The 26969-nt window shown below is 63.1% G+C and carries 27 protein-coding genes; 13 read left to right on the forward strand and 14 right to left on the reverse strand.

Going from position 1 to position 26969, the window contains the following annotated elements; translation table 11 throughout:
* Positions 1–172 precede the first annotated feature (172 nt).
* The 3 genes from NKH41_RS01590 to NKH41_RS01600 are packed head-to-tail and all read left to right on the forward strand — an operon-like array spanning position 173 to position 3574.
* Complete coding sequence (locus NKH41_RS01590; protein WP_023676252.1) at positions 173–757, forward strand: TRAP transporter small permease subunit; 585 nt, start codon at positions 173–175, stop codon at positions 755–757.
* Positions 757–2535, forward strand: coding sequence for a TRAP transporter large permease (locus tag NKH41_RS01595; protein ID WP_352769239.1), 1779 nt, complete (start codon positions 757–759; stop codon positions 2533–2535). The genes NKH41_RS01590 and NKH41_RS01595 overlap by 1 nt, the downstream gene beginning before the upstream one ends.
* A 16-nt stretch (positions 2536–2551) precedes the next feature.
* Positions 2552–3574 (forward strand): zinc-dependent alcohol dehydrogenase family protein, encoded by a 1023-nt coding sequence (locus NKH41_RS01600; RefSeq protein WP_352769007.1) that lies wholly within the window; start codon positions 2552–2554, stop codon positions 3572–3574.
* A 65-nt stretch (positions 3575–3639) separates the two neighbouring features.
* Here the strand turns inward: NKH41_RS01600 and NKH41_RS01605 are convergent, their stop codons facing one another.
* Positions 3640–4749 (reverse strand): TRAP transporter substrate-binding protein, encoded by a 1110-nt coding sequence (locus tag NKH41_RS01605; RefSeq protein WP_352469878.1) that lies wholly within the window; start codon positions 4747–4749, stop codon positions 3640–3642.
* Between the two features lie 284 nt (positions 4750–5033).
* On the opposite strand from NKH41_RS01605, the gene NKH41_RS01610 reads away from it, so the two are divergent.
* On the forward strand, positions 5034–5807 hold the full coding sequence (locus NKH41_RS01610) for a gamma-glutamyl-gamma-aminobutyrate hydrolase family protein (protein WP_352540375.1): 774 nt from the start codon (positions 5034–5036) through the stop codon (positions 5805–5807).
* Between the two features lie 14 nt (positions 5808–5821).
* Here NKH41_RS01610 and NKH41_RS01615 read toward each other — a convergent pair whose 3' ends face one another.
* The 5 genes from NKH41_RS01615 to NKH41_RS01635 all read right to left on the reverse strand — a co-directional run bounded on the left by NKH41_RS01615 (position 5822) and on the right by NKH41_RS01635 (position 9929).
* Positions 5822–6217 (reverse strand): hypothetical protein, encoded by a 396-nt coding sequence (locus NKH41_RS01615; RefSeq protein ID WP_352469876.1) that lies wholly within the window; start codon positions 6215–6217, stop codon positions 5822–5824.
* A gap of 154 nt (positions 6218–6371) precedes the next feature.
* On the reverse strand, positions 6372–7352 hold the full coding sequence (locus NKH41_RS01620) for a 2-hydroxyacid dehydrogenase (RefSeq protein WP_352767317.1): 981 nt from the start codon (positions 7350–7352) through the stop codon (positions 6372–6374).
* The gene (locus NKH41_RS01625; protein ID WP_352540495.1) at positions 7349–8371 is read right to left on the reverse strand and encodes a LacI family DNA-binding transcriptional regulator; all 1023 of its coding nucleotides are present in this window, start codon (positions 8369–8371) and stop codon (positions 7349–7351) included. The genes NKH41_RS01620 and NKH41_RS01625 overlap by 4 nt, the downstream gene beginning before the upstream one ends.
* 68 nt (positions 8372–8439) lie before the next feature.
* A complete protein-coding gene (locus NKH41_RS01630; RefSeq protein WP_352767319.1) occupies positions 8440–9324 on the reverse strand; it encodes a DMT family transporter in 885 nt (294 codons plus the stop codon).
* A gap of 197 nt (positions 9325–9521) precedes the next feature.
* Complete coding sequence (locus NKH41_RS01635) at positions 9522–9929, reverse strand: DUF2000 family protein (RefSeq protein WP_352540372.1); 408 nt, start codon at positions 9927–9929, stop codon at positions 9522–9524.
* Positions 9930–9981: 52 nt separating this feature from the next.
* Between NKH41_RS01635 and NKH41_RS01640 the strand changes: the two genes are divergently transcribed.
* Positions 9982–10854, forward strand: a complete 873-nt coding sequence (locus NKH41_RS01640) for an AraC family transcriptional regulator (protein WP_352540371.1) — start codon at positions 9982–9984, stop codon at positions 10852–10854.
* A gap of 1 nt (position 10855) precedes the next feature.
* Here the strand turns inward: NKH41_RS01640 and NKH41_RS01645 are convergent, their stop codons facing one another.
* A complete protein-coding gene (locus NKH41_RS01645; RefSeq protein ID WP_254816029.1) occupies positions 10856–11338 on the reverse strand; it encodes a MarR family winged helix-turn-helix transcriptional regulator in 483 nt (160 codons plus the stop codon).
* A 203-nt stretch (positions 11339–11541) separates the two neighbouring features.
* Positions 11542–12264, reverse strand: coding sequence for an intradiol ring-cleavage dioxygenase (locus tag NKH41_RS01650; protein ID WP_352769000.1), 723 nt, complete (start codon positions 12262–12264; stop codon positions 11542–11544).
* A gap of 198 nt (positions 12265–12462) precedes the next feature.
* Between NKH41_RS01650 and NKH41_RS01655 the strand changes: the two genes are divergently transcribed.
* Complete coding sequence (locus NKH41_RS01655) at positions 12463–13530, forward strand: CobW family GTP-binding protein (RefSeq protein ID WP_352768997.1); 1068 nt, start codon at positions 12463–12465, stop codon at positions 13528–13530.
* Positions 13531–13780: 250 nt separating this feature from the next.
* Complete coding sequence (locus NKH41_RS01660; protein ID WP_352540368.1) at positions 13781–14755, forward strand: WD40 repeat domain-containing protein; 975 nt, start codon at positions 13781–13783, stop codon at positions 14753–14755.
* Between the two features lie 8 nt (positions 14756–14763).
* On the opposite strand, the gene NKH41_RS01665 is transcribed toward NKH41_RS01660, so the two are convergent.
* Entirely contained in the window at positions 14764–15219 is a 456-nt protein-coding gene (locus NKH41_RS01665; RefSeq protein WP_352540367.1) for a hypothetical protein, read from the reverse strand.
* A gap of 157 nt (positions 15220–15376) precedes the next feature.
* Here NKH41_RS01665 and NKH41_RS01670 point away from each other — a divergent pair, with 157 nt between their 5' ends.
* Entirely contained in the window at positions 15377–16759 is a 1383-nt protein-coding gene (locus NKH41_RS01670) for an aspartate aminotransferase family protein (protein WP_352768994.1), read from the forward strand.
* Between the two features lie 14 nt (positions 16760–16773).
* The gene (locus tag NKH41_RS01675; protein ID WP_352469866.1) at positions 16774–18195 is read left to right on the forward strand and encodes a glutamine synthetase family protein; all 1422 of its coding nucleotides are present in this window, start codon (positions 16774–16776) and stop codon (positions 18193–18195) included.
* A gap of 4 nt (positions 18196–18199) precedes the next feature.
* On the opposite strand, the gene NKH41_RS01680 is transcribed toward NKH41_RS01675, so the two are convergent.
* Positions 18200–18391 carry a hypothetical protein gene (locus tag NKH41_RS01680; RefSeq protein WP_352769264.1) on the reverse strand — a complete coding sequence of 64 codons (192 nt, stop codon included), beginning with the start codon at positions 18389–18391 and terminating at the stop codon, positions 18200–18202.
* Here NKH41_RS01680 and NKH41_RS01685 point away from each other — a divergent pair.
* Positions 18330–19007, forward strand: coding sequence for a UdgX family uracil-DNA binding protein (locus NKH41_RS01685; protein WP_352768992.1), 678 nt, complete (start codon positions 18330–18332; stop codon positions 19005–19007). The genes NKH41_RS01680 and NKH41_RS01685 overlap by 62 nt on opposite strands.
* Position 19008: 1 nt before the next feature.
* On the opposite strand, the gene NKH41_RS01690 is transcribed toward NKH41_RS01685, so the two are convergent.
* The 4 genes from NKH41_RS01690 to NKH41_RS01705 form a co-directional block, all read right to left on the reverse strand.
* Positions 19009–20274: a glycerate kinase type-2 family protein gene (locus NKH41_RS01690; protein WP_352469865.1), complete on the reverse strand. Its 1266-nt coding sequence runs from the start codon at positions 20272–20274 to the stop codon at positions 19009–19011.
* A gap of 175 nt (positions 20275–20449) precedes the next feature.
* Complete coding sequence (locus tag NKH41_RS01695) at positions 20450–20956, reverse strand: heme-degrading domain-containing protein (protein WP_352768989.1); 507 nt, start codon at positions 20954–20956, stop codon at positions 20450–20452.
* A 74-nt stretch (positions 20957–21030) separates the two neighbouring features.
* Positions 21031–22344: a guanine deaminase gene (gene guaD, locus NKH41_RS01700; protein ID WP_352768987.1), complete on the reverse strand. Its 1314-nt coding sequence runs from the start codon at positions 22342–22344 to the stop codon at positions 21031–21033.
* 1 nt (position 22345) lies between these two features.
* Complete coding sequence (locus tag NKH41_RS01705) at positions 22346–23563, reverse strand: urate hydroxylase PuuD (RefSeq protein WP_352768985.1); 1218 nt, start codon at positions 23561–23563, stop codon at positions 22346–22348.
* A 140-nt stretch (positions 23564–23703) separates the two neighbouring features.
* Here NKH41_RS01705 and NKH41_RS01710 point away from each other — a divergent pair, with 140 nt between their 5' ends.
* From NKH41_RS01710 to NKH41_RS01720, 3 genes are all read left to right on the forward strand, one after another.
* On the forward strand, positions 23704–24624 hold the full coding sequence (locus NKH41_RS01710; RefSeq protein ID WP_352452229.1) for a LysR family transcriptional regulator: 921 nt from the start codon (positions 23704–23706) through the stop codon (positions 24622–24624).
* Positions 24625–24699: 75 nt separating this feature from the next.
* Positions 24700–25713, forward strand: a complete 1014-nt coding sequence (locus NKH41_RS01715) for an LLM class flavin-dependent oxidoreductase (RefSeq protein WP_352768983.1) — start codon at positions 24700–24702, stop codon at positions 25711–25713.
* Positions 25710–26963 (forward strand): LLM class flavin-dependent oxidoreductase, encoded by a 1254-nt coding sequence (locus NKH41_RS01720; protein WP_352767337.1) that lies wholly within the window; start codon positions 25710–25712, stop codon positions 26961–26963. Before NKH41_RS01715 ends, NKH41_RS01720 begins: the two co-directional genes overlap by 4 nt.
* Positions 26964–26969: the final 6 nt, after the last annotated feature.

Raw genomic sequence — 26969 nt, forward strand, 5'->3', positions numbered from 1 at the left:
GCATGTCCTTGGACATGCAAAGGACGCGGCAGCATTTTGCCGCCCGTCATCTCACAACTGTGTTTATGCGGGCTGTCCCGTGTTGACCCGCCGGACCACGCACTGCATACCGTTGGTCCACAGCGACACGACGGACAGGGAACCGCCGCGCTCTGACACAAGGGAGGAATGCATGGCAGGGCTTCTCGCTCTTTCCAGAACCATTGACCGTTTGAACGAATTCATCGGCAAATGGGTTTCGTGGCTGATCCTGCTGGCGATCCTGGTAAGCGCCGCCAACGCCGTCATCCGCAAGGTGTTCGACATGTCCTCGAACGCCTGGCTGGAATTGCAATGGTATCTGTTCGGCGCCGCCTTCATGCTGGCCGCCGCCTACACGCTGAAGCAGAACGACCATATCCGCATCGATATCGTCTACGGCATGTTCTCGCGCCGCGTGCAGCACTGGATCGACCTTTTCGGTCACGTCTTCTTCCTGATGCCGTTCGTGACGTTGATGGTGGTCTATTTCGTTCCCTATGTGTCGCTGTCGTATCGCAGCGGGGAGATGTCGAACAATTCCGGCGGGCTGATCATCTGGCCGGCGAAGGCGATTTTGCTGGTCGGCTTTTTTCTGCTCGCGCTGCAGGGCATTTCCGAAATCATCAAGAAAATCGCCATCATGCGCGGTCAGATGGACGATCCCACTCCGTTCATATCGGTGCATGAGCAGGCCGAGCTCGAAGCCAAGGCGCTCGTCGAAGAGGTGCGCTCGTGATCGAGTTCATCGCCCAGAACATGGCGCCGATCATGTTCGCCTCGCTGGTCGTCTTCCTGCTGATCGGCTATCCCGTCGCCTTCTCGCTCGCCGCCAACGGCCTGATGTTCTTCTTCATCGGCGTGCTTCTGTCGCCCTATTCGGGCGGCTCGATCAATCTCGCCTGGCCGTTGCTGCACGCGTTGCCGGATAATTTCTACGGCAGCCGGGTGATGTCGAACGATACGCTACTGGCGATCCCGTTCTTCACCTTCATGGGCATCGTGCTCGAACGATCCGGCATGGCCGAAGACCTGCTCGACACGATCGGCCAGCTGTTCGGACCGGTCCGTGGTGGCCTTGCCTATGCCGTGATTTTCGTCGGCGCGCTGCTTGCCGCGACGACCGGCGTGGTGGCGGCTTCCGTCATTGCCATGGGTCTGATTTCGCTGCCGATCATGCTGCGCTACGGCTACGACCGGCGGCTGGCATCCGGCGTCATTGCCGCGTCCGGGACGCTCGCCCAGATCATCCCGCCGTCACTGGTGCTGATCGTCCTGGCCGACCAGCTCGGCCGCTCGGTCGGCGATATGTACAAGGGGGCGCTGATCCCCGGGCTCATTTTGACCGGCATCTACATGCTCTACATCCTGCTCATGTCGATCTTTCGGCCGAAGTCGATGCCGGCACTGCCGCTTGAGGCCCGCACGCTCGGCCACGGTGTGCTGTCGCTGCTGGCGGCGCTGCTGGCGGCGGTGGTTGTTTCCTATGCGGCGTATCGCTACCTCGCACCGAACCATGGCGGCAACGCCGATATCCTCGGCGCCACTACTGGCGTCATCTTCATCTATGTCGTGGCGATCGTCGACCAGCGCCTGAAGATCAACCTGATGTCCAGACTGGCACAGCAGGTGATCATCGTGCTGATCCCGCCGCTGGCGCTGATCTTCCTGGTGCTGGGCACCATCTTCCTTGGCATCGCCACGCCGACGGAAGGCGGCGCCATGGGCGCCGTCGGCGCGCTTGCAATGGCGGCGGTGAAGGGGCGGCTGTCGCTCGACGTGGTCAAGCAGGCGCTGGCCTCGACGACCAGGCTGTCGTCCTTCGTTCTGTTCATCCTGATCGGCGCGCGGGTGTTCTCGCTGACCTTTTACGGCGTCAATGGCCACATCTGGGTCGAGCACCTGTTGACGTCGCTGCCGGGCGGTGAAGTCGGTTTCCTGATTGGCGTCAACATCCTCGTCTTCGTGCTCGCCTTCTTCCTCGACTTTTTCGAGCTTGCCTTCATCATCGTGCCGCTTTTGGCGCCAGCGGCTGACAAACTCGGCATCGACCTGATCTGGTTTGGCGTGCTTTTGGGCGTCAACATGCAGACCTCCTTCATGCATCCGCCCTTCGGCTTCGCGCTGTTTTATCTGCGCTCGGTCGCCGCGCGCGTGCCCTATCTCGACCGACTCACCGGCAAGCAGATCGCGCCCGTCACCACAGGGCAGATCTATTGGGGCGCAGTGCCCTTCGTCTGCATCCAGGTGATCATGATCGGCCTGACCATCGCGTTCCCGCAGATGGTGATGCACTACAAAGGCATTGTCGTCGATCCTGGCACCATCAACTACCAGGTGCCGGAAACGCCTGGCATCGGCTTGTCGCCACTTGGCACGCCGCCGGCCAACGGCGGCACTGCCCCGGCCTCACCTTCCCCACCGGATTTGTCGCAGCCGCCGAGCTTCGACGAAAAGCCGCCCGCGAAACCGGCGGCGCCGGCAATCGATCTGTCGCAACCACCGAGTTTCAACTGAGGAAGGCCCGGCAGCCATGAAGGCGGTTCGGTTGGAGCGAGTGGGCAGCCTCGCCGTGTGCGAGGTCGAGAAACCGACCGCCGGGCCGAACGATCTGCTGGTGCGCATCGAGGCGTGCGGCGTCTGCGGCACCGACAGGCATCTTTTCCATGGTGAATTCCCGTGCACGCCGCCGGTGACGCTCGGGCATGAATTCTCCGGCATCGTCGAGGCGGTCGGACCTGCCGTATCCGGCTTTTCCGTCGGCGACCGCGTCACCGGCGATCCCAACATTGCCTGTGGCCGATGCGAGCATTGTCAGGCCGGCCGGGTCAATCTCTGCGGCAATCTACGCGCCATCGGCATCCATCGCGATGGCGGCTTTGCCGAATATCTTGTCCTGCCCCAGAAACAGGCCTTCGTCTTGCCAGGCGATCTGAAGCCTACGCATGGTGCTTTCTGCGAGCCGCTCGGCTGCTGCCTGCATGGCGTGGACCTTGCCGCGATCAAACCAGGCTCGTCGGTCGCGGTGATCGGCGGCGGCGTGATCGGCCTGCTCACCGTTCAACTGGCAAAGCTCGCCGGTGCGACGACCATTATCTTGTCGACCCGTCAGGCCTCGCGGCGGGCTCTTGCCGAGCAATTTGGCGCAACGGCGACGCTCGATCCCAGCGCCTTCGATGTCATCGATGCGATCGTCGGCCGGTCGGGTTTGATGCCGGGCGGCGTCGACGTGGTGTTCGAATGCGCCGGCGTGAAAGACACTGTTGAGCAGGCGATGCGGCTGGCCAAAGCGGGCGGCACCGTCGTCGTCGTCGGCGTGATGCCGCAAGGCATGAAAGTGGCGTTCGAACCGTTCGATCTGCTGTTCCGTGAGTTGAAGGTCCTGGGTTCCTTCCTCAACCCCTTTACCCATCGCCGGGCCGCCAATCTTATCGCCTCGGGGACGATCGAAGTAGATCGGCTGATATCACGACAGGTCAGCCTCGACGAGGCGGTGGCGATCATTGCCAACCCGCCGGCGCCAGGCGAGGTCAAGGTCGTGGTGGTGCCCGACTGATCGCAAATGAATGCGCTACGGCGCCAGTGTTCCGAAAGGAACCCTGGCGCCGCGAAGCAACAGGATCAGAGCTTGCTGTTGCGCTGCTGGACCATCATGAAGGTGTCATAGTTGTACTCGGCCACCTGCGCCCAGAGATAATGCTCCTTGCGGAACGCCTTGATCGAATCCCAGATCTTCTTGAACGGCGCGTTCGAGGCTTCCATCTCGGCATAGACTTCGTTGGCCTTTTCGAAACAGGCGGCCATGATCTCCTGGCTGAACGGGCTCAACTTGGCACCGCCGGCAACCAGCCGCTTCACCGCCGCCGGGTTGAGGTAGTCGTATTTCTGCAGCATGTTCGCATCGGCCGCCTGGGCGGCAGTGTGCACCAGCGACTTGTAAGCCGGCGAAAGTTCGTCGTATTTCGCCTTGTTGAACATCAGATGGACGGTCGGTCCACCTTCCCACCAGCCGGGATAGTAGTAATAGGGCGCAACCTTATAGAAGCCGAGCTTCTCGTCGTCGTAAGGGCCGACCCATTCGGCGGCGTCGATCGTGCCTTTTTCCAACGCCGGATAAATGTCGCCACCGGCGATCTGCTGCGGAACCACCCCGAGCCTTTGCACCACTTTGCCGGCAAAACCACCGATACGCATCTTGAGGCCGGAAAGGTCGGCGACCGTTTTGATCTCCTTGCGGAACCAGCCACCCATCTGCACGCCGGTATTGCCGCCCGGCAGCCCGAACAGACCTTGCGTCGCCAGGAACTCGTTGAACAGATCGATGCCGCCGCCATGATAGTGCCAGGCGTTGATGCCGCGCGCGTTGAGCGAAAACGGAACCGCCGCTCCCAGCGCCCACGTCGGGTCCTTGCCCCAGTAATAGTATGCCACGGTATGGCAGGCCTCGACCGTGCCGGCTGTGGTGGCATCGGCGGCCTGCAGGCCGGGAACGAGTTCGCCGGAGGCGAAGACCTGGACCTGGAAGTTGCCGTCGGTCGCCTCCGACAGCATCTTGGAAAACACTTCGGCGCCGCCATAGATCGTATCGAGCGACTTCGGGAAGGACGACGCCAGTCGCCAGGTCACTTTCGGATTGGACTGGGCGATGGCCGGCGCAGCAAGTGTCGCGGCAGCGGCCGCAGCGCCGAAACCGGTGGTGCCGGCCTTGCGGATGAACGAACGACGATCCATGAAGTTCCTCCCTTTTGGATCCACTGACCGACATTCGGGACACTTCGGCGCCCGGATCGGCTTCGAGCCGACAATACACAGGCAAGGAGTCGAGTCCAGCACGGCAGCCCGGTTTGAGTGGCGCATTTCGGGGAAATTCACGGCGTTGGGGCAGATCTTGCAACTATAGTCTAAGGTCGATTAACTGGCCTACGCGACACGCCGAAACTTGCCATGGAAATGCGCCTTCGGATCGCCTATTTTGCAGGCAGATAATTCGTTGCACCCGATGGGATCCGGACCAAATGCACCAGCCGCTCGTCGCCGTATCGACCGATGTCCGCCAGTTCGACAATTACACCTGGCATGCCGCGCCACAGCAATATCTCGAAGCGGCGCTTTCGGGTGCAGGCGTGTTCCCGCTGCTGGTACCGTCCTTCGGCGACCGGCTCGACTTCGACGAACTGCTTTCCGCCGTCGACGGCGTCATGGTCACCGGCTCCAAATCGAACGTTCATCCCTCGCTCTATGGCGGTGACGCCAGCGAAGCCAATGGTCCTTACGACTCCGCCCGCGACGCGACGACGTTGCCGCTGATCCGCCGGGCGGTGGAGCGCGGGGTGCCATTGCTCGCCATCTGCCGCGGCATCCAGGAGATGAATGTGGCGCTGGGTGGCACGCTGGCCACTGAAATCCAGGAACGCGCCGGTTCGCTCGATCATCGTGCGCCGGCAAGCGACAATCAGGACGAACGCTTCGCCATCCGCCAGAGCGTGGCGATAAAACCCGGCAGCTGCCTGGCCGGGGTCTTCGGCGCCGGCGATATCATGGTCAATTCGGTGCATCGCCAGGCCATCGACCGGCTTGGCCCAAAGCTGCAGGTCGAAGCGGTCGCCGCCGACGGCACTGTCGAGGCGGTTTCGGTGCGCGATGCACGGGCTTTCGCTGTCGGCGTCCAGTGGCATCCCGAATACTGGGTCAAATCGGACAGTATCTCGGTAAAGATATTTCGCGCATTCGGCGATGCGGTGCGCCTGCATCAGGCGGCGAAATCGGGTGTGCGCGCAGCCGCGGAATAGTCCTGCCGCGCTCGCTAGTTGCCGGCTGACGCCAGCGTCAGCAGCGGCAGCGCCGGCGCGTAGGATTCGTAACCATCGCCGTCGGCGACTGAGAACATGACGATCGGATCGGTGCCGTTGGCGCTGAAGGTGACCGTGCCGTCATCCTGCTCTCGCCAGAACTTCGCCTGCTCGACGCCGGGCAACACCCGGCGGCAATTTGCTGCGACCGTCAACAGCGACAGGCCTTGCGAAATCTCGGCGCCGCGGCTGACCGCACAAGACCCCTCGTTGCCATGGGCTACCAGCCTGTAGTTGCCGGATGAAAGCGGTGACTCACTGGCCGCACGGCTTTCACCGCTACCGGCGTAAAACAGCTGGGCGCTGCCGAACAGCACAGCGACTGCCATCAATGCAGGAAGCGTCTTCATCCTGGTTCTCCGCGCATTTCAAGCGCGCCGGTTCGAAGAGATCAGGGAGGCGCGCTTCATCTTGCTGTCATGTCCTGTCAGGCGGACATACACTGCGAGGGGACCAGAATGATTCCGAAGGGTTAAGCTGAAGTTAATAGATATGGCAGCCCGCTTACGGCCATGCCTTGACATTTGCCGTCTCCGGCACCGGCGTCAGCGCCTTGCGCTGCGAAAACCACGAGACCAGATTGTCGACGCAAAGGTCGGCCATGGCGCGGCGCGTATGCTCGGACGCCGAGCCGACATGCGGCAAAAGCGAGGTGTTGGGCGCGGCAAGCAACGCCGCTGGCACATTCGGCTCGTCGGCAAAGACGTCTAGCCCGGCAGCGGCGATGCTGCCGCTGGCAAGTGCGGCGGCAAGGGCTGGTTCGTCGACCGTGCTGCCCCGGCCGATATTGACGAAGACGCCGTTCGGCCCAAGAGCCGAGAGAATTTCGGCATTGACGGCCTTTTCCGTCGAGGCCCCGCCGGGCGCCACCGAGATCAGCGTGTCGACCGCCTCGGCGAGACCTTTCAGCGTCGGGTGATAGTCATAGGACAGGCCTTCGACGCGGCGCCGGTTGTGATAGGCAATGGGCAGCCCAAAAGCGTCGAGCCGGCGGGCAATGGCGAGGCCTATGCGGCCCATGCCAAAGATACCGACATGGCGACCGCGCAAAGTCAGCCGGCTCAGCGGATAGTTGCCGTTGCGCAGCCAGCTTCCGTCGCGCAGCCAGGCCTCGGCGCGCGGCAGTTCGCGGACGGCATTGATCAACAGGCCGAGCGCCGTATCGGCGACCTCTTCGGTCAGCACATCCGGTGTGTTGGTGACCATGATGCCGCGCCGTGCGGCGTGGCGGACATCGACCGAATCATAGCCGACGCCGAAATTGGCGATAATCTCGAGCTTTGGCAGCGCGTCCATCAACGCGGCGCTTATGCCGCCAAAGGCGGCTATGCCGCGCACCGTATGACGCATCTCGTCGGTGACCAGCGACGGATCGGCGCGTTCGATCCGGACGCGGCTGAACGCCCCGTCGATGCGGCCGACCGCATGGTCGTTGAACTGGCCCGGCACCAGAATGGTAACAGCTTGCTGTTCGGTTTTTGTCATGCACGTTCCACCGGTTTGCCGGTCGACTGGCGCACATGCAGTTCCGGCTTGATCAGTTCCTGCGACGGCCGCACCGTCTGTCCGTTGAGTTTGTCGAGCAGCGCGCTGGCGGCGCGGCGGCCAACCTCGCGCTGGCCGTTCCACACGGTAGTCAGCGCCGGCGTGGCGATCGCCGCTTCCTCGAGGTCGTCATAGCCGGTAACCGAGATGTCGATGCCCGGCACCAGCCCGGCGCGGGCAATGCCATTCATCAGGCCGATGGCGACGAGGTCGTTCCAGCAGCAGGCCGCGGTCGGCCTGTCCTTCAGCGCCAGGAACTGCCCGGCCGCCTCGAAGCCGGCCTGCTTGGTGCGCGGGCCGGGGATGCGCCAGGACGGCCTGACCTCAAGCCCTGCCGCCTCCATGGCGTTGACATATCCCTGATAGCGGTCGCGGCCGGTCGACGTCTGGTCGGTACCGCCGATCATGGCGATGCGCTTGTGGCCAAGCGAGATCAGATGGTTGGTGGCAAGCCCGGTGCCATAGGCGTCGTCGCCGCGAAACACCGGCACGTCGGCACCTTCGACGGTGCGTGCAATCAGCACTGCCGGGAGACCGTTCTCCTCGGCCAAGATTATGTCTTCGGGCGGCGTGCCGATGGCCGGCGACATGATGACCCCGTCAGCGCCGAGCTGCAGAAGCGTGTCGATGAAAGTGCGTTGTTTCTCGAGCTGGTCGTAGTGGTTCGACAGGATGAAGGTTTGCCGGCTGCGGTCGAGCTCGCTCTCTATCGAACGCAATATCTCGGCAAAGAACGGGTTCATGATGTCGTGGACGACGACGCCGACTATGCCCGAGCGCGAGGTGCGCAGGCTGGCGGCGCGGCGGTTGTAGATATAGCCGATGGCGCGTGCATGTTCCTTGATGCGATCGCGGGTGCCGCCGGCGACCAGCGGGCTGTCGCGCAAGGCCAGCGAGACCGTGGCCGTGGACACGCCGAGCGCATCCGCGATGGTCGAAAGCTTGATCTTCTGTGCCAGCGCCCTGCGCTCCCGAAGCAATTTAAACTGTTTAAAGGCCGGCTCTTATGCCATCGATCCCGCGCAAATCAAAGTTTTTTTGCCAGCGCTTCCGCCTCCGCGTCCAGCGTCGCGCGGTTGCGCAAGCGAAGCCGGTGCTCGCGGTGAACGATGTAGAGGCCGCTGGCGACGATGACTGTGGCACCGACCAGCGTCCAGCGATCGGGAAACTGGTTGAAGACGATCAGGCCGGAGATGATCATCCAGATCATCTGCGAATAGGGATAGGGAGCCAGGGCCGTGGTGGTGGCAAGGCGATAGGCCTGCACAAGAAGCCAATGACCGATGGCGCCGAAGACGCCAAGCATCAGCAATATGAACCAGTGCCAGCCATCCTGCGGCAGCGAAGGCGAAAACGGCAGTGTCGGCAGCAGCAGCACGGCCGGCGCCAGCGCCGAAAACAGGATCAGGCTTTCCGAGGTTTCCGTAGCCGACATGCGGCGCGTCATAATGACGTAGAAACTGTTCGATAGCATCGAGCCGAGCGCAAAGAGATGGCCGACGCCAAAAACGCCGACGCCCGGCCGGGTGATGATGAGGACGCCGACAAAGCCGCTCATGATGGCCAGCCAGCGCCGCCAGCCAGCCCATTCGCCGAGCAACGGACCGGCAAGCGCGGTGATCACCATCGGGCCGAAGAAGTAGATCGAGGTGGTTTCCGCCAGTTGCAGCGTCCGCAGCGCCAGAATGTTGAACATCGTCGATCCGAACAGGAGCAGACCGCGCGTGATGTGCGCCGGCAGGTTGGCGGGACGAAAGCGCAGCGGCTCGCGCCATCCGCGCAGAAAGACGCCGACGATCAGCACATGGACCGCGAAGCGGGTCCAGGCGACAATCAGCGCCGAGACGCCGGCCAGGACAAGGTACTTGCTGCTGGTGTCGAGGAAGGTGAAAAACACATAGACGGAAAGCATGCACAGGATCGCCGCCGGCGATGTCGCGCTTTCGTCATGTCTTGGGGGAGCATTCAATTTCAGGCCGGACGGGAAGCAAGGCGGTCCCTCACCAATGCGGTAATTGTCGCCTGCGGGCAAGCCAAAACAGGCTGGCACAACGACAGCCGCCGACAGGCTCAGTTTGTTTCCCAGTGGCCGACCTAGTGGCCGACGACTCAGGCGTGCATGCGGGCGCCCTTGGTGATCTTGTCGACGAGCTTCTTTTCGGCGCGAAGCGCGATGCCGACCACCTTGGCATCCTCCGGCGCAAATTCGGCAAAGACGGCGCGGTTGGCCAGATCATACCCGGTCGAAAACATTTCCTCGACATAGAGCGAAACCGTCACACCACGCTCCAGCGCCCGCCTCTGGATCGCGACGAGCGTCTGGCCGTCCGCCGAAAGCACGATGACCGGCTGGATCGACAGCGGGTTGTAGATATTGCCGGCGCGATCACGGTAGGGGTCGCCGATAATGTCGGGAAATTGCGCGACGATGCCGCTGGTCAGAAAGGCGGTGACATTGAGCTTTTGCCAGACGGGAAGATCATCCTTGAGGACGATTGCAAATTTCGTATCGAACATGCGACAGTTTCCAATCCGAAAAGGGGGCCAATCCGAGGCTGCGAGTGAAGTTATGGCGCACGATCTAGACCGGGAAGCCTTTCAGGGTCTTGGACGTTTGTGCGTGGATGCAGCCGAGAACTGCATCGTACCGGCACCGGGTGCTGCCGGGATGGAACGCATCGAGGCCCGGTTCCACGGCAATGCCTTCGATCTCCATCGCCACGACACCTATGCGATCGGGGTGACGCTTTATGGCGTGCAGCGCTTCCGCTATCGCGGCCAAATGCACAAGAGCTTGCCCGGCCAGATAATTATCCTTCATCCCGACGAACTGCACGATGGCGGTGCCGGCACCGAAGACGGCTTGCGATACAGAATGCTCTATTTGGAGCCGTCCCTGATGCTCGATTGTCTCGGCGGCGGATCACTGCCATTCGTCGGGAATGCCGTGGTGACAGACCGCGATCTCCGCGCGACGCTGCTTTCGGCGCTCGGGCCGCTGGATCAGGAACTGGACGAGCTGTTTGTCGTCGATTTCATGACGCAGCTTATGCAAAGCCTGGCCCGGCACGCCGGTCAGCCGGCGAAACCGGTAGCGAAAACGGCGTGGCGCGCCGCCAGCCTGGCGCGCGACTATCTGGAGGAAAATGTCGCGCGGATTGTACGTTCGGATGAATTGGAGGCGATAACCGGATTGGACCGTTATGCCCTTTCGCGGCATTTCCGCGCCACCTTCTCCACCAGCCCGCACCGGTTCCTGGTGATGCGCCGGCTTCAGCGGGCCCGTCGGATGATCGAAGCCGACGAGCCGCTGGCGCAAATCGCCATCGCAGCCGGCTTCAGTGATCAAAGCCATTTCAATCGGCATTTCAAGAAGGCGTTCGGTGTCACACCGGGACGTTGGTCGGCACTGACGCGGCGGCCGTCAGCGGCGAACGCGTGAGCTATTCAAGCATCTTGTCTTCGATATCCAGTTCGTCATCCGGGAGCACCATTTCGCCGTTCGACAGGTTCGCCTCGACGCGGGCAAGCAGCTTGAACAGCGCTTTCTGGTCCTTCTTGTCGAGACCCTTCAATGCCTGCTTTTCGGTCTTCTTCACCGACTTCTCGATGGCGTGGATGATTTCGCGGCCGGTGTCGGTGAGGAAAATATGCGCCTGGCGGGCATCGGCGGACGAGGCCCGCTTCTCCAGAAAGCCCTGCGCCTGCAGCCGGTTGATGGTCTTGGTGATGGTTGGCGGACGCACGCCGAGGCGGCCGGCAAGGTTGCCGGGCGTCTGCCCGTCCTCGCGGTCGAGCGCCAGCATGATCTGGTCCTGACCGGCATAGAAACCATGCGCCAGAAGCCGGGCGGCGAGCGCCGTGCGCGCCAGCCGCGCCGCCGAATGCAGCCGGCTCATTGTTGCAGTCTTGTCCGCCTTGGCCATGCTCATCCCTCCTCGGCCGAACCGGAGCGGACAGCATAGAAGCAGGCCGCCGATTGGCAATGACGATCGAAAACATTCCGGCCCGGAAAATAGCTTTGCCGGCAAGCTTCGCGGTGTTCGCCGTGGCTAATGCCAGATGTTTATTTCAGTTAGATGACAAACGACTTTCCGCAATGGCTGGATGGGGACGTGACGAGGTGTTCTCAACCGGCTTTCACCGCGACCACCATCAACGCCTGATAGGCGTCCGCCATTTCCCGCAGCGCTGCCTGCGACAGCGGCCCGGCCTGCCGCGCAATGCCGTCCCGCGCGTTCGATGTATCGCGTTTGCCGGGGCGATCTTTATAGGGCGCGACGGTGGCGAATATCTGCTCGCTGAGGCTGTCGGGGAAGAACATCTGGCCGGTCATCACCGAGCGGTCGTCGGGGAAGATCTTGAAATGGATGTGGGTGGTGCGGCCGCGATACCAGCCGGGATAGATGGTGGCGAAAGAAGCGATGCCGCTTTCATCGGTTCTCTGCCAGCCGCGGAGAAAGCTCTGGCCGGACGTGTCGATATCCTGCCCGTCGCCCTGTCCGGGATATCCGGAATAGGCGCCCTGGGCATCGCAATGCCAGATATCGACGCGGGCGCCGGGAAGCGGCCGGCAGGCGGCGTCGACGATTTGCAGCCGCACATTGAGGGCGATGCCCTTCTTGCCCTCGGTGATGTCGGCGCGTTCGAGCTTCGGGTCGAAATAGAACGGCCCTTTTGTGACCTCGGGCGTGATGGTGCAGACACCAGCACCGGCTTCAAACAAAGCAAGCCCGGCATAGGGCGAAACCTTCCCGGCCCTTGCACCGGCGGGCAGGAATATGCCGCCAGCGGTAACCGCAACGAGACCGAGCGCCTGCCGACGGCTCAGTGGAAAGGACTTGTCGGACATCTGGCGCCTCTTCAACGCGAACAGCTCCGTAAATGACCCCCGCCTGTTCAGGGCCCGCTGTCAGGCGGCGCCAATGAAAGTTCGGCAATGTGAGGAAAGTTCGGCAATACCAGCCCCTCTTTGGCCCACCGGTTTGCCTCGTGCAAAAGCCGAGCACACATCCTATATGGAGCCGACAATCCCTATTCGAGGCACAATATGAGCGACGCACAGACGCAGATCCCCGTAACCGTCCTCACCGGCTATCTCGGCGCCGGCAAGACGACACTGCTCAACCGCATCCTTTCGGAAAACCATGGCAAGCGCTACGCCGTCATCGTCAATGAATTCGGCGAGATCGGCATCGACAACGAGCTGATCGTGGAATCCGACGAGGAAATCTACGAGATGAACAATGGCTGCGTCTGCTGCACCGTGCGCGGCGACCTGATCCGCGTCGTCGAAGGCCTGATGCGCAGGCCTGGCCGCTTCGACGCCATAGTGGTTGAGACCACAGGCCTCGCCGATCCCGTGCCGGTGGCGCAGACCTTCTTCATGGACGACGACGTGCGTTCGAAGACCAGGCTCGATGCGGTGGTGGCGCTGGTCGACGCCAAGCACTTGCCGCTGCGCCTCAAGGATTCCCGCGAGGCCGAGGACCAGATCGCCTTTGCCGATGTCGTCGTGCTCAACAAGACCGATCTGGTCACCCCCGAAGAGCTGAGCAAGGTGGAGGCGACGATCCGCGCCATAAACCCGGCGGCACGAATCCATCGCACCACACGCGCCAGCGTGGCGCTGTCCGAGGTGCTCGATCGCGGTGCGTTCGACCTGTCCCGGGCGCTGGAGAATGATCCGCACTTCCTCGAGGCGCATGACGATCACGACCATCATGATCATGATCATGACCACCATCACCATGATCACGACGGCCATGATCACCACGATCATGACGGGCATCATCATGCGCACCCTTCCGACATCCATGACGTGACTGTGCAGTCGGTGTCGCTGCGCGGCGGCGAGATGGACCCGAAAAAGTTCTTCCCGTGGATCGAGAAGGTCACCCAAATGGAAGGCCCGAACATCCTGCGGCTGAAAGGGATCATTGCGCTGAAAGGCGATGACGAGCGCTATGTCATCCAGGGTGTGCACATGATCATCGAGGGCGACCACCAGCGCGCCTGGAGGGACGACGAGAAGCACGAGAGCCGGCTGGTGTTCATCGGCCGCGAACTCGACGCCGAGCGACTGAAGACAAGCTTCGAGGCCTGCCAGGCCGCTTGATTTCCGGACTTTATAGCGCTAGCGCTGCCCCTTCTCTCCTTCTCCCCTTGTGGGAGAAGGTGGCCGAGCGAAAGCTCGGTCGGATGAGGGGTGTTCCAGCTTGGCAAGGACGGCACTCCGTCCAGCACCCCTCATCCGTCTTGGCGCTGCGCGCCAATCCACCTTCTCCCACAAGGGGAGAAGGCGGAGCCTCGCCGACAGCCCGGCGGGGTTAGATGACAAGCAGAAATCTCGAACGGAATGATCTCTCATGCCGACAGTCGCCCCGCTCGATCTCGAAGGCCACTGCCTCGCCGCCGTGTTTCTCGGCGACGTGCCGCATTTTGCGCTGGCCGACGGCACAATCCATCGGCTCGACCACGGCCACAAGACGGTGCAGGCCAATGACGGAATGCTCGCCGCCTTCCATGATGCGGCAAACGACCGACTGATCACCGGTGGTGAGGACGGCAGGATCTTTGCCGTGACCCCAGGCGGCAATACAACGGAATTGGCGACCGCAGGCAAAAAATGGATAACCAGCGTCGCCGCCGGGCCGCAAGGCGCTGTTGCCTATGCTTCGGGCAAGATTGCCTATGTGCGTTTTGCCGACGGCAAGACCAGGGAATTCTCGCATCCGCGCTCGGTCGAGGGGCTGGCCTTCTCGCCCAAAGGCATGCGCTTCGGCGTTGCCCGCTACAATGGCGCGACGCTGCACTTCCCGGCTGCCGACGGCAAGCCGGTCGAGCTCGAATGGGCCGGCGCCCACACCGGCATCACCTTCTCGCCGGACGGCGGCTTCGTCGTCACCTCCATGCAGGAAAACGCGCTGCATGGCTGGAAGCTCGCCGACGGCAAGCACATGCGCATGTCCGGCTACCCCGGCAAGGTGAAAAGCCTGTCGTGGAGCGCCAAGGGCAAATGGCTGGCGAGTTCCGGCGCACCGGCGGCGATCGTCTGGCCGTTTTCGGGCAAGGACGGGCCGATGGGCAAGGCGCCGCTGGAACTCGGCACGCGCGGCAATGCGATGGTCACCTCCGTCGCCTGTCACCCGAGCCAGGACGTCGTTGCTATCGGCTATGATGACGGGATGGTGATGGCGGTGCGCTTCGCCGACGCCAAGGAAGTGCTGTTGCGCCGGCCCGGCAAGGGCGCCGTCACTTCGATGATGTGGGACAAGGAAGAGCGCCGCGTCGCCTTTGGCAGCGCTGCTGGCGACTGCGGCGTCATCGATATTTCGGCGTAGCCTGTTACTTACTCGGCTCCGCAAGATACTTTGCCGGTCAATTCAGCCTGCTTGCCGTCCTTTTCGGCCTCGGCCGTTCCATCATAGATTGAGAGCAAATAGCGGCCGTCATAGACGCCTTCGTCGCTGGCCTTGGTCAGGATCGCCAGTTCGACGTAGCCGTAGGCGTTTTCGACCTGCCGTTCGTGGTAGACGAGCAGCCGCAATTCCTTGTTGTCGAGCCAATATTGCGTGAGGTTCTGATCCTCGAACACCGTCTTGCGCAGACTGTCGGCAGCCGGCCTGCCCAGAATCTCGAGCTCGCCGCTAAAATTGAAGGTCGGCCCGCCCATGCCTCTGGTGACCCCGGCACCGATCTGAAATTTGACGGCTGCATCCTCGGCGGAACACCAGATGCCGCCGGACGCCAGAGCCGCACCAACCGACGACAGCAGCGTTGTTGCGCAGACGGTCGCCCGCACCATCTTATGCCCTCCAGCCGAAGTACCATTGGCGCCCGAAGGCGGCTCGCGGTCAAGCGCCTGTTTTCATTCAAATGACCGCTGACCCAACACAGGGCAGCCGCCCGGCCAATTGCGGTAGCGGCCGCCGATTGTCTAATGTGCGACTGAGAGGGCCGCCATGAACGTCATGAACCATGCAAAGACTTCCATCGGCGGCATCGGCCCGGCCCGGATCGCCGAGTTGCGCGCGACCGAGGCAGAAGTCTTCTGCCGGGCGCGGCCGAAATCGATGGCGAAAATCGGCAATGGCCTGCCCGGCTTCTTCGGCGGCGTGCCGATGCATTGGATGAACGACTGGCCGACGCCGTTCCCGATCCTTGTCGATAGTGCCAGGGGCGCCATCATCAGAGATATCGACGGCAACCGGCTCGACGATTTCTGCCTTGGCGACACCGGTACGATGTTCGGTCATTCGCCGCCGCCGGTCGCACGCGCCATCCGCAGGCAGGCCGGACGCGGCCTGACCTACATGCTGCCTGCCGAGAACGCGCTCGCCATCGGGCCGCTGCTGCAGCAGCGTTTCGGCTTGCCGTTCTGGCAGATCGCGACGACGGCGACCGACGCCAACCGCTTCGCGCTGCGGGTTGCCCGCGCCGTTACCGGCCGGGAGAAGATACTGGTCTTCAACGGCTGCTATCATGGCTCGGTCGACGAGACGATGGTGCGGCTGGTCGCCGGGAAAGCGGTGAATCGACCGGGACTGGCCGGCGAGTTCCGCGACCTGACGCGGGCGACTGATGTCGTCGAGTTCAACGATCTGCCGGCGCTCGACGCGGCACTCCGGGGCAACGATGTCGCCTGCGTCATCGCCGAGCCGGTGCTGACCAATTCCTGCATGGTGCTGCCCGAAGCCGGCTTTCATGATGGCTTGCGGCGTCTCACCCGTGCGACCGGCACGCTGCTTCTAATCGACGAGACGCATACAATCTCGACCGGTCCCGGCGGCTATACAAGCAAATACGGGCTGGAGCCGGACCTGTTCGTGCTAGGCAAGCCGATTGCCGGCGGCGTACCGGCGAGCGTCTGGGGCATGAGCGAAGACGTTGCGGCCCGCTATGCCGCTTATATCAGCCGGAAAGAGCCCGGCTACTCCGGCATGGGGACAACGCTGTCGGCCAATCCGCTGCAATTCGCAGCGATGCGCGCCACGCTCGAATACGTCATGACCGACGAGAACTACAGCCATATGGACAATCTGGCGCGGCGGCTCGACGCCGGGCTGACCGCCGTCATCGATCGCTATCGTCTGCCCTGGCATGTTGCTCGCGTCGGTGCCCGTGTCGAGTTCATCTGCGCGCCGGGCCCGCTGAGGAACGGCGGCGAAGCGGAGGCTGCGCACGTGCCGGAGATCGAGGCGGCAATCCATGTCGCGCTGGTCAATCGCGGCGTGCTGATCGCACCCTTCCACAACATGATGCTGATCTCTCCTGCGACCAGCGCCGCCCAGGTGAACCGGCTGATCACTGCCTTCGGCGCGGTTGCGGCAAAGCTTACGGCGTGAGACAAGCTTGCGGCATGAAACAAGCGCCCAAGCAAAGTTTGAACCTGGTCACGGCATCCCCTTCGGGCTCGACGCCCGCCGAGGCGCAGGCCTTTCTCGACGCTCATCCCGAGATCGAAGCGTTCGACATCGTGCTGACCGACGCCAATGGCGTCGGGCGCGGCAAGATCGTGCGCCGGCATGAGTTGATGAGCATCTTCGAGGGGGGCCGGCACATGCCGATCTCGATCCTCGGCCTCGACATCACCGGCGAGGATGTTCACGAGACCGGGCTGATCTGGACGACGGGCGACGGCGACCTGCGGGCGTGGCCGATCCCCGGCACACTGGTGCCGCTGTTCGGCACCCAGCCGCCGCGCGGTCAGGTGCTGATGGCGATGTACCATCTCGATGGCCAGCCGATGTCGTCCGACCCGCGGCTGGCACTCGCCCGCCAGGTAGACATCCTCGCGGCCCAGGGCCTGCATCCGGCCGGCGCCTTCGAGCTCGAATTCTTCCTGCTCGCCAACGAGCGCGACGCCGAAGGCAAGGTGCAGCCGGCGCACGCGGTGCTTGACGGACGCCGCTCGGCCAAGACTGAGGTCTATTCCGTCGACCATCTGCACGGCATGGAGCCGCTGTTTTCCGACATCTACGCCGCAGCCAAGGTGCAAGGCATCCCGGCCGAGACGGTCATCTCGGAATATGCGCCCGGCCAGTACGAGCTGACGCTCAACTACCGCAAGGATGTGATGCGGGCGGCCGACGATCTCGTCATGCTCAAGCGACTGGTGCGGGCGCAGGCGCGCCGTCATGGTGTCACCGCTTGCTTCATGGCCAAGCCGATCGAGAAATATGCCGGCTCGGGCATGCATTTTCACGTCTCGCTGCTAGACGATGCCGGCAAGAATGTCTTTGCCGAAACCGGCGGCGAAAGCTGGTCGCTGCCGCTGCTGCGCGGCCTCGGCGGACTGATCCAGACGATGGCGGAATCGATGCTGGTCTTCGCGCCGCACGCCAATTCATGGCGGCGCTTCGTCTCGCAATCCTATGCGCCGGTGGCGCCGACCTGGGGCGTCAACAACCGTTCGGTGGCACTGCGTGTGCCGGCCGGCGATGCCAGGAACCGCCGCATCGAGCACCGGCCATCGGGCGTCGACGCGAATCCTTACCTGGTGGCGGCAACGGTGCTGGCCGGTGTCGTCAAAGGCCTCGACGAAGGCCTCGATCCCGGTCCCGAAACCACCGGCAATGGCTACGAATCAGCCGTCACGCGCACGACGATGCCGGTCGACTGGCGTGCCGCGATCGAGGCGGCAAGGGCGTCGACCTTCCTCAAGGGCGCATTGGGCGAAGACCTGCACCGGACGTTCGTGGCGATCAAGCAGTCGGAATATCTGCGCGTGGCGCGCACGGTCAGCGAACTGGATTATCACCTCTATCTGCACGAGGTGTAGGGCATCACATCGTCGGCCATCCGCCGGTGAAGCCCATGCGGAATAATTTCAGCGGAACCTTCGGCGGGCTTTGCTCATTGCGTGTCTGATTGATTGCAGGAGCGAGCAAGGCCGCCTTAGTCATGATCGCCAGGATGCAGACAACCCCGACGCCGCACCATGCCAAAGTGCAGGCAAGACGCTTGCCTGCAAGCAAGTCTCCGGAAACGACAGAAATCGACGCCAGGACGATTCCTGAACTGCGTGAAACGGCCAAGATCTGCCGCCGCTGTCCGCTATGGCACGACGCCACGCAGACCGTGTTCGGTGAAGGCCCTGATAAAGCCAAGGTGATCTTCGTCGGCGAACAGCCGGGCGACCAGGAGGACCTGGCGGGCAAGCCCTTCGTCGGTCCGGCGGGCAAGGTGTTCGACGCGATCCTGGACGATGCCGGCGTCGATCGGCTGAAAGTCTACGTCACCAACGCAGTCAAGCATTTCAAGTTCGAGCCGCGCGGCAAGCGGCGCATCCACTCCAAGCCGAACGCCGGCGAGGTGCAGGCTTGTCGCTGGTGGCTCGACAAGGAAATCGATCTGATCAAGCCCAATCTGGCGGTGGCGCTCGGCGCAACGGCGGCGCAGGCGCTGCTCGGCAAGGTGGTGCCGATCATGAAGATGCGCGGGGCCGTCGTGGAGCGTGACGATGGCTTGCGTGTCTTCGTCACCATCCACCCGTCCTTCATCCTGCGCATTCGCGAGCCGGCGGACAGGCAGGCAGAACGCGACCGGTTCCTGCAGGATATGAGAGCGGTGAAAAAGCTGATGGCCGCCTGAGCTATTTGATCAATATCGCCCTGAGATCGTTGACGTTTGTGCCGGTCGGACCGGGTACGAAAAGGTCATCTACGGCATTGAATGCCGTCCAGGCGTTGTTGCCGGCAAGCATGGCCTTGGCATCGATGCCCGCCTTATGCATCCGCGACACTGTCGAGCCGTCGGCGAAGGCGCCGGCATTGTCTTCCGAACCGTCTATGCCGTCGGTGTCGGCGGCCAGTGCGTGGACGCCCGCCAGGCCGCTGATCCCAATGGCGAAGGCGAGCAGGAATTCCGAGTTGCGGCCGCCTTTGCCTTTCGCGCGCAAGGTCACGGTCGTCTCGCCGCCCGACAGGATCAGCACCGGTTTTGCGAATGGCCGGTTGCGCGTCGCCACTTCGCGCGCGATTGCAGCGTGGACGCCGCCGACCTCACGCGCCTCGCCCTCGATGGAATCGGAGAGAATGACCGCTTCGATACCTTGGTACCTGGCTTCGGCCGCAGCCGCTTCCAGCGATACGCCGGCCGAGGCGATCAGATGTACCTCGTTGCGCGAAAAACGCGGATCATCGACGCGCGGTGCATCGGCGGCCGGCGAATTGATGTGCGCCATCACTGAAGCCGGTAGTTTCATGTCATAGGCGGCGATCGACGCTAATGCATCTTCGCGGCTGCCGGAATCGGGAACAGTCGGGCCGGAAGCGACCAGCGCCGGATTATCGCCCGGAATGTCGGAGACCACCAGCGACACCACCTTGGCTGGATAGGCAGCGGCTGCCAGCCTGCCGCCCTTGATCGTGGAAAGGTGTTTGCGGATGGTGTTCATCGCGGCGATCGGCGCGCTGGAGGCGAGCAGCGCCTCGTTGACGGCGATCTCATCGGCCAGCGTCAGACCTTCGGCAGGTGACGGCAGCAGCGCCGAGCCGCCGCCCGAAATGAGCGCCACGACGAGGTCGTCCGCAGTCAGTCCCTGGATCTTTTCGAGCAGCCGCCGGGAAGCTTCGAGCCCCGCGCCATCCGGCACCGGATGCGCCGCCTCGATGATCTCGATGCGCCGGCAGGCCGCGCCATAGCCGTAGCGGGTGACGACCAGCCCTTCGATCGGCCGGTCCCACACTTTCTCGAAAGCCGCCGCCATCTGCGCCGAGCCTTTTCCTGCACCGATGACGATGGTCCGGCCCTTCGGCCTTGCCGGCAAATGATCCTTGATCGTCCTCTGGGGATCCGCGGCGGCAACGGCGGCGTTGAAGATCGAAATGAGAAAGGACTTGGGATCGAGCGCGGTCATACTGAGGTACCACGGACGCTGTGCGAGCTTCTGCGGCGTTTGCGCTGCCCCTCACCGTTACCCTCTCCCCGCAGAGAGACGGCAAGAGGGGATCGCCAGCGTTGGAGCGTTTCCCTTGTCCCCGTCACTACGCGGGGAGAAGGTGCCGGCAGGCGGATGAGGGGCAGCGCCAACGTCACGATGTTGCTTCCGGCGGCAGGACCAACTCCTGGCTATCGACGCCCAAGTAGCTACACAGCGTATCGACGACCACTCCGTGGTCCTCGCGCTCCGGTAGACCGGAGACGGCGATCACGCCGATGACGCCAGCGCCCTTGACAGTGATGGGAAAGCCGCCACCGGCCAGCACATAGTCGGCAACGTCCAGCCCTTCGCCGGGCTTGAAGCTGCGGTCGGGGCGCTGCTGCTCCAGCACAATGCGGTAGGTGCTTTTCAGGAACCGCCGCACGACGTTGATCTTGCGCCGCGCCCAGTCCGGATTGGAGGCGTTCGAGCCGGGCATTGCCGCATAGAACAGCGGCCGGTCGAAAGTTCTGATATCGACGATGATTGGCAGGTTTTCCTTTTGAGCCCGGTCGCGCATCGCCGAGCCGATCTCGAAAGCGACGGCTTCGTCGAAGGCCGAAAAGACAAGCGTGGCTTCCTGTTTCTTGATCAGAGCGATGTCGTCCGCAACGGCCATGTCGTTCCCCTGTCGATCTCGCCTGTTGCTTTGGCGGATGGCTGCCGCCCGGTCAAGCCGGCCGCATACGACGGCTAAACCGCTATATCCGCCTTGGCCGCCCGGCCGGCGACATAGACCTCGCGCACGGCGCGGTCATCGCCGAGCGTCTGCAGCAGAAACAATTCCTCGGCGAGCGTGTCCGCCGTCTCCACCCGCAGCCGCATCGCCGGCGTGGCGCGGGCGTCGAGCACGATGATATCGGCGTCGCTGCCTTCCTCCAGGGTGCCGATCTTTTCCGCAAGCGACAGCGCCTCGGCATTGCCGCGGGTCAGCTGCCAGAAGGACTGGAACGGATTGAGCTTCTCGCCGTTCAGCGCGATCACCTTGTAGCCCTCGTCCATGGTGCGCAGCATCGAATAGTTGGTGCCACCGCCGACATCGGTGGCGGCGGCGATGCGAAGCGGCTTCTCGCGGCGGCTATAGCGCTGATAATCGAACAGGCCCGAGCCGAGAAACAGGTTGGAGGTCGGGCAGAACACCGCCACCGAGCCGCTATCCGAAAGCACATCCGCCTCGCGTTCCGACAGGTGGATGCAATGGCCGAACAGGCTTCTGCGCCCGAGCAGCCCATAGTGTTCGTAGATGTCGGTGTAGTCCCGCGTCTGCGGGTACAATTGCTGCGTGAAGGCGATCTCGGCGTGGTTTTCCGACAGATGCGTCTGCATGTGCAGATCAGGATATTCGCGGCAGAGCGCGCCCGCCATCTCCAATTGCTCGGGCGACGAGGTGATGGCGAAGCGCGGCGTGATGGCATAGTGCTGGCGCCCCTTGCCGTGCCACTCATCGATCAACGCCTTGCTGTCGTCATAGCCCGATTGCGGCGTGTCGAGCACGCCGTCCGGCGCGTTGCGGTCCATCATCACCTTGCCGGCGATGTTGAGCATGTTGCGGTCGTGCGACTCGGCAAAGAACGCTTCGGCAGATTCCTTGTGTACCGAGCAATAGGCCGCCACTGTCGTGGTGCCGTGGCGCAACACTTCATCCAGGAACAGCCTGGCGATACGGCGGCCATGCTGGGCGTTCTGGAATTTGGTCTCTTCCGGAAAAGTGTAGGTGTTCAGCCAGTCGAGCAGTTCGGCGCCGAAGGAAGCGATGACCTGCATCTGCGGAAAATGTGCATGCGCATCGATGAACCCGGGCAGCAGCAGATGTGGCCTGTGGTCGATTTTTTTTGTTCCCTCGCCCGCCTTTTTCTCGACCTCGGTATAGGCGCCAGCGGCAACGATCCTTCCGTCGCGCATCAGCAGGCCGCCATCTTGCTCGTAGCGCCAGGCGGAATGGTCGTCGATAGTTTCTGGCCAGCGCAAAAACGACAGCGTGCGGCCGCGCAGGAGCGTGCTGGTCATGCTATTTCCCCGCGCCTTCGAACCAGGCTACCAGCAGTGCCCGTTCCTTGTCGGTGATCTGGGTGACGTTGGCGGGCGGCATGGCGTGGCTGCGTCCGGCCTGCAGGTAGATCTCGCCGGCGTGCTCGGCGATGCCGGCATCGGTGTCGAGCATCACGCCCTTCGGTGCGTGGTAAATGCCCGCGTAGGACGGCTCCGCCGCATGGCACATCGAACAGCGGCCAAGCACCGTATCGCGCACGGCAGGGAAATGCGCCGAGGCAACGTAGACCTGTGCCGCCGAGGACGTTTTGACCTCGCCGGTCAGCAGCTTCGGTGCCGTCGACAGCCAGATGATGACGACGAACAGGACGGCGGCCGCCAGCCAGGTCCAGGTAGGATTGCCTTTGCGCGCATGCCTGGTGTTGAAATAGTGCCGGATCAGCACGCCGATGATGAACACCAGCGAGGCGATGACCCAGTTGAACTCTGTCCCGAACGCCAGCGGATAATGGTTCGACAGCATCAGGAACAAAACCGGCAGCGTCAGGTAATTGTTGTGCAGCGAGCGCTGCTTGGCGATCTTGCCGTATTTCGGATCAGGCTTACGGCCGGCGATCAGGTCGACGACGACGATCTTCTGGTTGGGGATGATGACCATGAAAACGTTGGCCGACATGATAGTCGCGGTAATGGCGCCGAGATGCAGGAAGGCGGCGCGGCCGGTGAACAGGTGGGTCAGTCCCCAGGCCATGAATACCAGCACCCCATACAGCACCAGCATCAGGCCGGTGTCGCTGTTGCCGAGCGGCGAACGGCACAAGAGATCGTAGACCACCCAGCCGACGCCGATGGTCGCCAGCGACAGCAAGATGCCTGTAGGCACCGACATGGCAAGGACATTCGGATCGATCAGGAACAGGTCCGCCCCGGCATAGTAGACGACGCACAGCATGGCGAAGCCCGACAGCCAGGTGGCGTAGGATTCCCACTTGAACCAGGTCAGATGCTCGGGCATCTCAGCCGGCGCCACCAGATATTTCTGCACATGGTAAAAGCCGCCGCCATGCACCTGCCATTCCTCGCCGAAGGCTCCGGCAGGCATGCCCGGACGCTGGCGCAGCCCGAGATCGAGCGCGACGAAATAAAAGGACGATCCAATCCAGGCGATACCGGTGACGACGTGCAGCCAGCGCACGGCGAAACTCAGCCAATCCCAAAAAATCGCGAAATCCATCATGAAAAAATCGTCCCTGCCGATCCACTGACTTTACGGACTGGAGCGCAAACGGAAAGGGCCGAGCTGCACGATGACTTTCAAAAAAAATTGGAAAATACTAGGCTGATCATACGCAGCCACATGAGAGCCACGGAAGCCGCATGGCCTATCTCGACAACATCGCCGTTTTCGTCCGCGTCGTCGAGCTCGGCAATTTGTCGGCGGCTGGGCGCGACATGCGCATTTCGCCCGCGGTCGCCTCTAACCGGATCAAGGAGCTCGAGAAGCACCTGGGCGTCAGGCTGTTCAACCGCACGACGCGACAATTGATGCCGACCGAGCACGGCACGGTGTTCTACTCTGGCGCCAAGCAGGTGCTGGAGGCGGTCACCGAGGCGGAAGCGGCGGTCAGCGCGCTATCCGGCCAGCCGCGCGGCACCATAAAGGTGACAGCGCCGCTCGGCCTCGGGCGGCGGCTGGTAGCATCCGGAATCCCGGATTTCCACGACAGGTACCCAGATATCGAGGTGCGGCTCCGGCTTTCCGATCACAATGTCGATATCATGAAGGAAGGCATCGACGTTGCGTTCCGGCTGGGCATCATCGAGGATTCCAGCCTCAGGATGCGCGGCATCATGGACTGCGAACGCGTGCTGGTAGCGGCTCCGCAATATCTGGACGTGCGCGGCGAGCCGACCGAGCCGCAGGAGTTGATCGGCAAGAAACACGATTGCCTGATGCTGCGCTATTCCGGCGCGCGCGAATATGTCTGGACGCTGCAGACGCCGAATGGGCCGCAAAAGTTCGAGGTGCACGGCCCCTACGATACTGATGATGGCGACGTGCTGACCGGCTGGGCGCTGTCCGGCCGCGGTATCATCAACAAGCCGCGCTTCGAGGTCGAGCCGTTTATCCGCGACCAGCGGCTGAAGGTGATCCTGAGCAATACGCCGCCGACGCCGGTGCAGTTCGCCGCCGTCTACCCGCACAAGAAGCTGCAGGATCCGAAGGTGCGGCTGCTGCTCGATTTCATGGCCGAGCGCTGCCAGCGGCTGATCAGGGATATTCTGGCCGGCAAATGATCGCTGGCTGGCCGGTTGCTTTCCGTCCAGCCGGCGAGATAATTCTCAAGGAATCTCGCTCAACGGGGAAAAGCGATGGCCAACGGCGCCACAATGTGTCTCGCCGTTTCACTGTCTCCGGAAGCCGCTCCTTCCCATCCGCCCGACGCCGGCCCGGACTTCAGTCTGCTGACGCGGTTCGTGCAAGAAGCCGAAGCGGCCGGTCTGGATATGGTGTTGCTCGGCGATTCCGCGCCGGTTGCAGGCGGGCTGAACCGGCAAATGCGCTTCGAAGCAACGACCTTGGTGGCGGCCCTGGCGACGGTGACAAGCAGGATCGGCCTCGTCGCTGCCGCGTCGACGGTCGCCCACCAGCCCTATAATCTCGCGCGCCGTTTCGCCTCGCTCGATATCATCAGCCATGGCCGCACCGGCTGGAACACGAGCATGATGCCCGACCCGCGCGAGGCCGCCAATTTCAGCCGGCCGGAAGGGTTTTCCTGCGACGATTTCCGCCTGCGCGCCGATGAATTCATCGGCATCGTGCAAGGCTTGTGGAAAGGCTGGGACGCAGACGCGCTGCTGTTCGACAAAGTTGGCGGCCGCTTCTTCGATCCCGAGAAGATGCACCTTCTCGACCACAAGCGCGAATACTTTTCCGTGCGCGGGCCGCTCAACGTGGCGCGGTCGCCGCAGGACACGCCGGTGCTGGTCATGTCCGGCCTGTCCGAGCCCGCCATGTATATCGCCGCCCGCACCGCCGATGTCGTCCTGCTGGATGAGCCATCGATCGAGCCGGCGAAGGCTGGCGATCTGAAGCGCCGTGCGCTTGCCTTCGGGCGCAGGCCGGAGGCGCTGAAAGTGCTGATGAACGTTACCGGCAGCGCCGAAATAACCGCCGCGCCGGACCTGTTTGCGGACAGCCTCGAAGAGTGCTTTCGCTCGAAAGCCTGCGACGGCTTCAATATCGCCATGCCGTTCACATCGGCGCTCGACGATTTCGTCGGTCTCGTGCTGCCGGAGCTTCGCCGCCGCGGCCTTGTCCAGTCCGGCTACAGCGCGGCGACACTGCGCGCCCATCTCGGGCTTGCAGGGGAGGATCGGCAATGAGCGCCGGTCGAGGCCAGATGAAGCTCGGCGCCTTCCTGTGGGCGACAGGCCACCACATCGCCGCCTGGCGCCATCCGCAGGCGCATGTCACGGCCGGCATCGACATCGATCATTACATCCAGCTGGCGCGGACGGCGGAAGCGGCAAAGTTCGACATGATCTTCTGCGAGGACGCCGCCGGCGTGCGCGAGGCCAATGTCAACATCGCCAGCCAAACGTCGCGCTCGATCGGCTTCGAGCCGATCAGCCTGCTTGCCGCGCTCGCCGTCCAGACGGCGCGCATCGGCCTCGTCTCCACGGCGTCGACGAGCTATAACGAGCCTTACGGGCTGGCGCGAACCTTCCTGTCGCTCGACCATCTGAGCGGCGGCCGTGCCGGCTGGAACCTTGTCACTTCCGCCAGCCAGATCGAGGCCGCCAATTTCGGCTCGACCGGTCTGCGCCCGCATGCCGACCGCTATGAACGGGCGCGCGAATTCGCTGCCGTGGTCGCTGGCCTTTGGCAAGGCCAGGGCGGACACGAAGGCAGAAGCTTTTCGGTGCGCGACCCGCTTGATCTGCCGCGCTCGCCACAAGGTGCGCCGGTCATGGTTCAGGCGGGAGCGTCGGACGAAGGCCGCGATCTCGCCGCCCGGACCGCCGATGTGGTGTTCACTGCGGCGCAGACATTCGAGGAGGGGAAGGCCTTCTACGACGACCTCAGGGGACGGCTGGCGGCCTATGGGCGCGAGCCGGACGACCTCAAGATCATGCCTGGCGTCGCGCCGGTCGTCGCGGCAAGCGAAGCGGAAGCCCGGGCAAAACATGATGAACTGCAGGAGCTGATACCGGACGATGTCGGTGTCGCGCTGCTTTCCAGCTATCTCAGCATACCCGATCTCGCGCGCTATCCCATCGACGGACCGCTGCCCGAGCTGCCGGCCAGCGAAGGCATGCAGAGCCGGCAGGCGCTCGTCATCGAGCAATCACGCCGCGATAAGCTGTCCATTCGCCAGCTTGCCCGTCATTTCGCCGGCGCGCGCGGCCATTGGCGCGTCGTCGGAACGCCCGCCCAGATCGCCGACGAGCTCGAGGCACGCTTCGAGGGCGGCGCCGCAGACGGTTTCAACGTCATGCCATCCTATTTTCCCGGCCAACTCGATGCCTTTGCCACACTAGTCGTGCCGGAGCTACAGCGGCGCGGGCTGTTCCGTACGGATTATGAAGGCAGCACGCTGCGCGACCATCTGGGCTTGAAAAGGCCGGCGTAAACGACG

Origin of the sequence: Mesorhizobium sp. M1169, from assembly GCF_040318345.1 — a bacterium.
In the GTDB taxonomy this organism is placed as follows: domain Bacteria; phylum Pseudomonadota; class Alphaproteobacteria; order Rhizobiales; family Rhizobiaceae; genus Mesorhizobium.

What these genes read in the sequence shown, in the direction of transcription:
- NKH41_RS01590 (WP_023676252.1), top strand. Translation starts at nt 173, where the DNA reads ATGGCAGGGCTTCTCGCTCTTTCCAGAACCATTGACCGTTTGAACGAA.
- NKH41_RS01600 (WP_352769007.1), top strand. Translation starts at nt 2,552, where the DNA reads ATGAAGGCGGTTCGGTTGGAGCGAGTGGGCAGCCTCGCCGTGTGCGAG.
- NKH41_RS01605 (WP_352469878.1), bottom strand. Translation starts at nt 4,749, where the DNA reads ATGGATCGTCGTTCGTTCATCCGCAAGGCCGGCACCACCGGTTTCGGC.
- NKH41_RS01610 (WP_352540375.1), top strand. Translation starts at nt 5,034, where the DNA reads ATGCACCAGCCGCTCGTCGCCGTATCGACCGATGTCCGCCAGTTCGAC.
- NKH41_RS01615 (WP_352469876.1), bottom strand. Translation starts at nt 6,217, where the DNA reads ATGAAGACGCTTCCTGCATTGATGGCAGTCGCTGTGCTGTTCGGCAGC.
- NKH41_RS01620 (WP_352767317.1), bottom strand. Translation starts at nt 7,352, where the DNA reads ATGACAAAAACCGAACAGCAAGCTGTTACCATTCTGGTGCCGGGCCAG.
- NKH41_RS01630 (WP_352767319.1), bottom strand. Translation starts at nt 9,324, where the DNA reads ATGCTTTCCGTCTATGTGTTTTTCACCTTCCTCGACACCAGCAGCAAG.
- NKH41_RS01635 (WP_352540372.1), bottom strand. Translation starts at nt 9,929, where the DNA reads ATGTTCGATACGAAATTTGCAATCGTCCTCAAGGATGATCTTCCCGTC.
- NKH41_RS01640 (WP_352540371.1), top strand. Translation starts at nt 9,982, where the DNA reads ATGGCGCACGATCTAGACCGGGAAGCCTTTCAGGGTCTTGGACGTTTG.
- NKH41_RS01645 (WP_254816029.1), bottom strand. Translation starts at nt 11,338, where the DNA reads ATGGCCAAGGCGGACAAGACTGCAACAATGAGCCGGCTGCATTCGGCG.
- NKH41_RS01650 (WP_352769000.1), bottom strand. Translation starts at nt 12,264, where the DNA reads ATGTCCGACAAGTCCTTTCCACTGAGCCGTCGGCAGGCGCTCGGTCTC.
- NKH41_RS01655 (WP_352768997.1), top strand. Translation starts at nt 12,463, where the DNA reads ATGAGCGACGCACAGACGCAGATCCCCGTAACCGTCCTCACCGGCTAT.
- NKH41_RS01660 (WP_352540368.1), top strand. Translation starts at nt 13,781, where the DNA reads ATGCCGACAGTCGCCCCGCTCGATCTCGAAGGCCACTGCCTCGCCGCC.
- NKH41_RS01665 (WP_352540367.1), bottom strand. Translation starts at nt 15,219, where the DNA reads ATGGTGCGGGCGACCGTCTGCGCAACAACGCTGCTGTCGTCGGTTGGT.
- NKH41_RS01670 (WP_352768994.1), top strand. Translation starts at nt 15,377, where the DNA reads ATGAACGTCATGAACCATGCAAAGACTTCCATCGGCGGCATCGGCCCG.
- NKH41_RS01675 (WP_352469866.1), top strand. Translation starts at nt 16,774, where the DNA reads ATGAAACAAGCGCCCAAGCAAAGTTTGAACCTGGTCACGGCATCCCCT.
- NKH41_RS01685 (WP_352768992.1), top strand. Translation starts at nt 18,330, where the DNA reads ATGCAGACAACCCCGACGCCGCACCATGCCAAAGTGCAGGCAAGACGC.
- NKH41_RS01690 (WP_352469865.1), bottom strand. Translation starts at nt 20,274, where the DNA reads ATGACCGCGCTCGATCCCAAGTCCTTTCTCATTTCGATCTTCAACGCC.
- NKH41_RS01695 (WP_352768989.1), bottom strand. Translation starts at nt 20,956, where the DNA reads ATGGCCGTTGCGGACGACATCGCTCTGATCAAGAAACAGGAAGCCACG.
- guaD (WP_352768987.1), bottom strand. Translation starts at nt 22,344, where the DNA reads ATGACCAGCACGCTCCTGCGCGGCCGCACGCTGTCGTTTTTGCGCTGG.
- NKH41_RS01705 (WP_352768985.1), bottom strand. Translation starts at nt 23,563, where the DNA reads ATGATGGATTTCGCGATTTTTTGGGATTGGCTGAGTTTCGCCGTGCGC.
- NKH41_RS01710 (WP_352452229.1), top strand. Translation starts at nt 23,704, where the DNA reads ATGGCCTATCTCGACAACATCGCCGTTTTCGTCCGCGTCGTCGAGCTC.
- NKH41_RS01715 (WP_352768983.1), top strand. Translation starts at nt 24,700, where the DNA reads ATGGCCAACGGCGCCACAATGTGTCTCGCCGTTTCACTGTCTCCGGAA.
- NKH41_RS01720 (WP_352767337.1), top strand. Translation starts at nt 25,710, where the DNA reads ATGAGCGCCGGTCGAGGCCAGATGAAGCTCGGCGCCTTCCTGTGGGCG.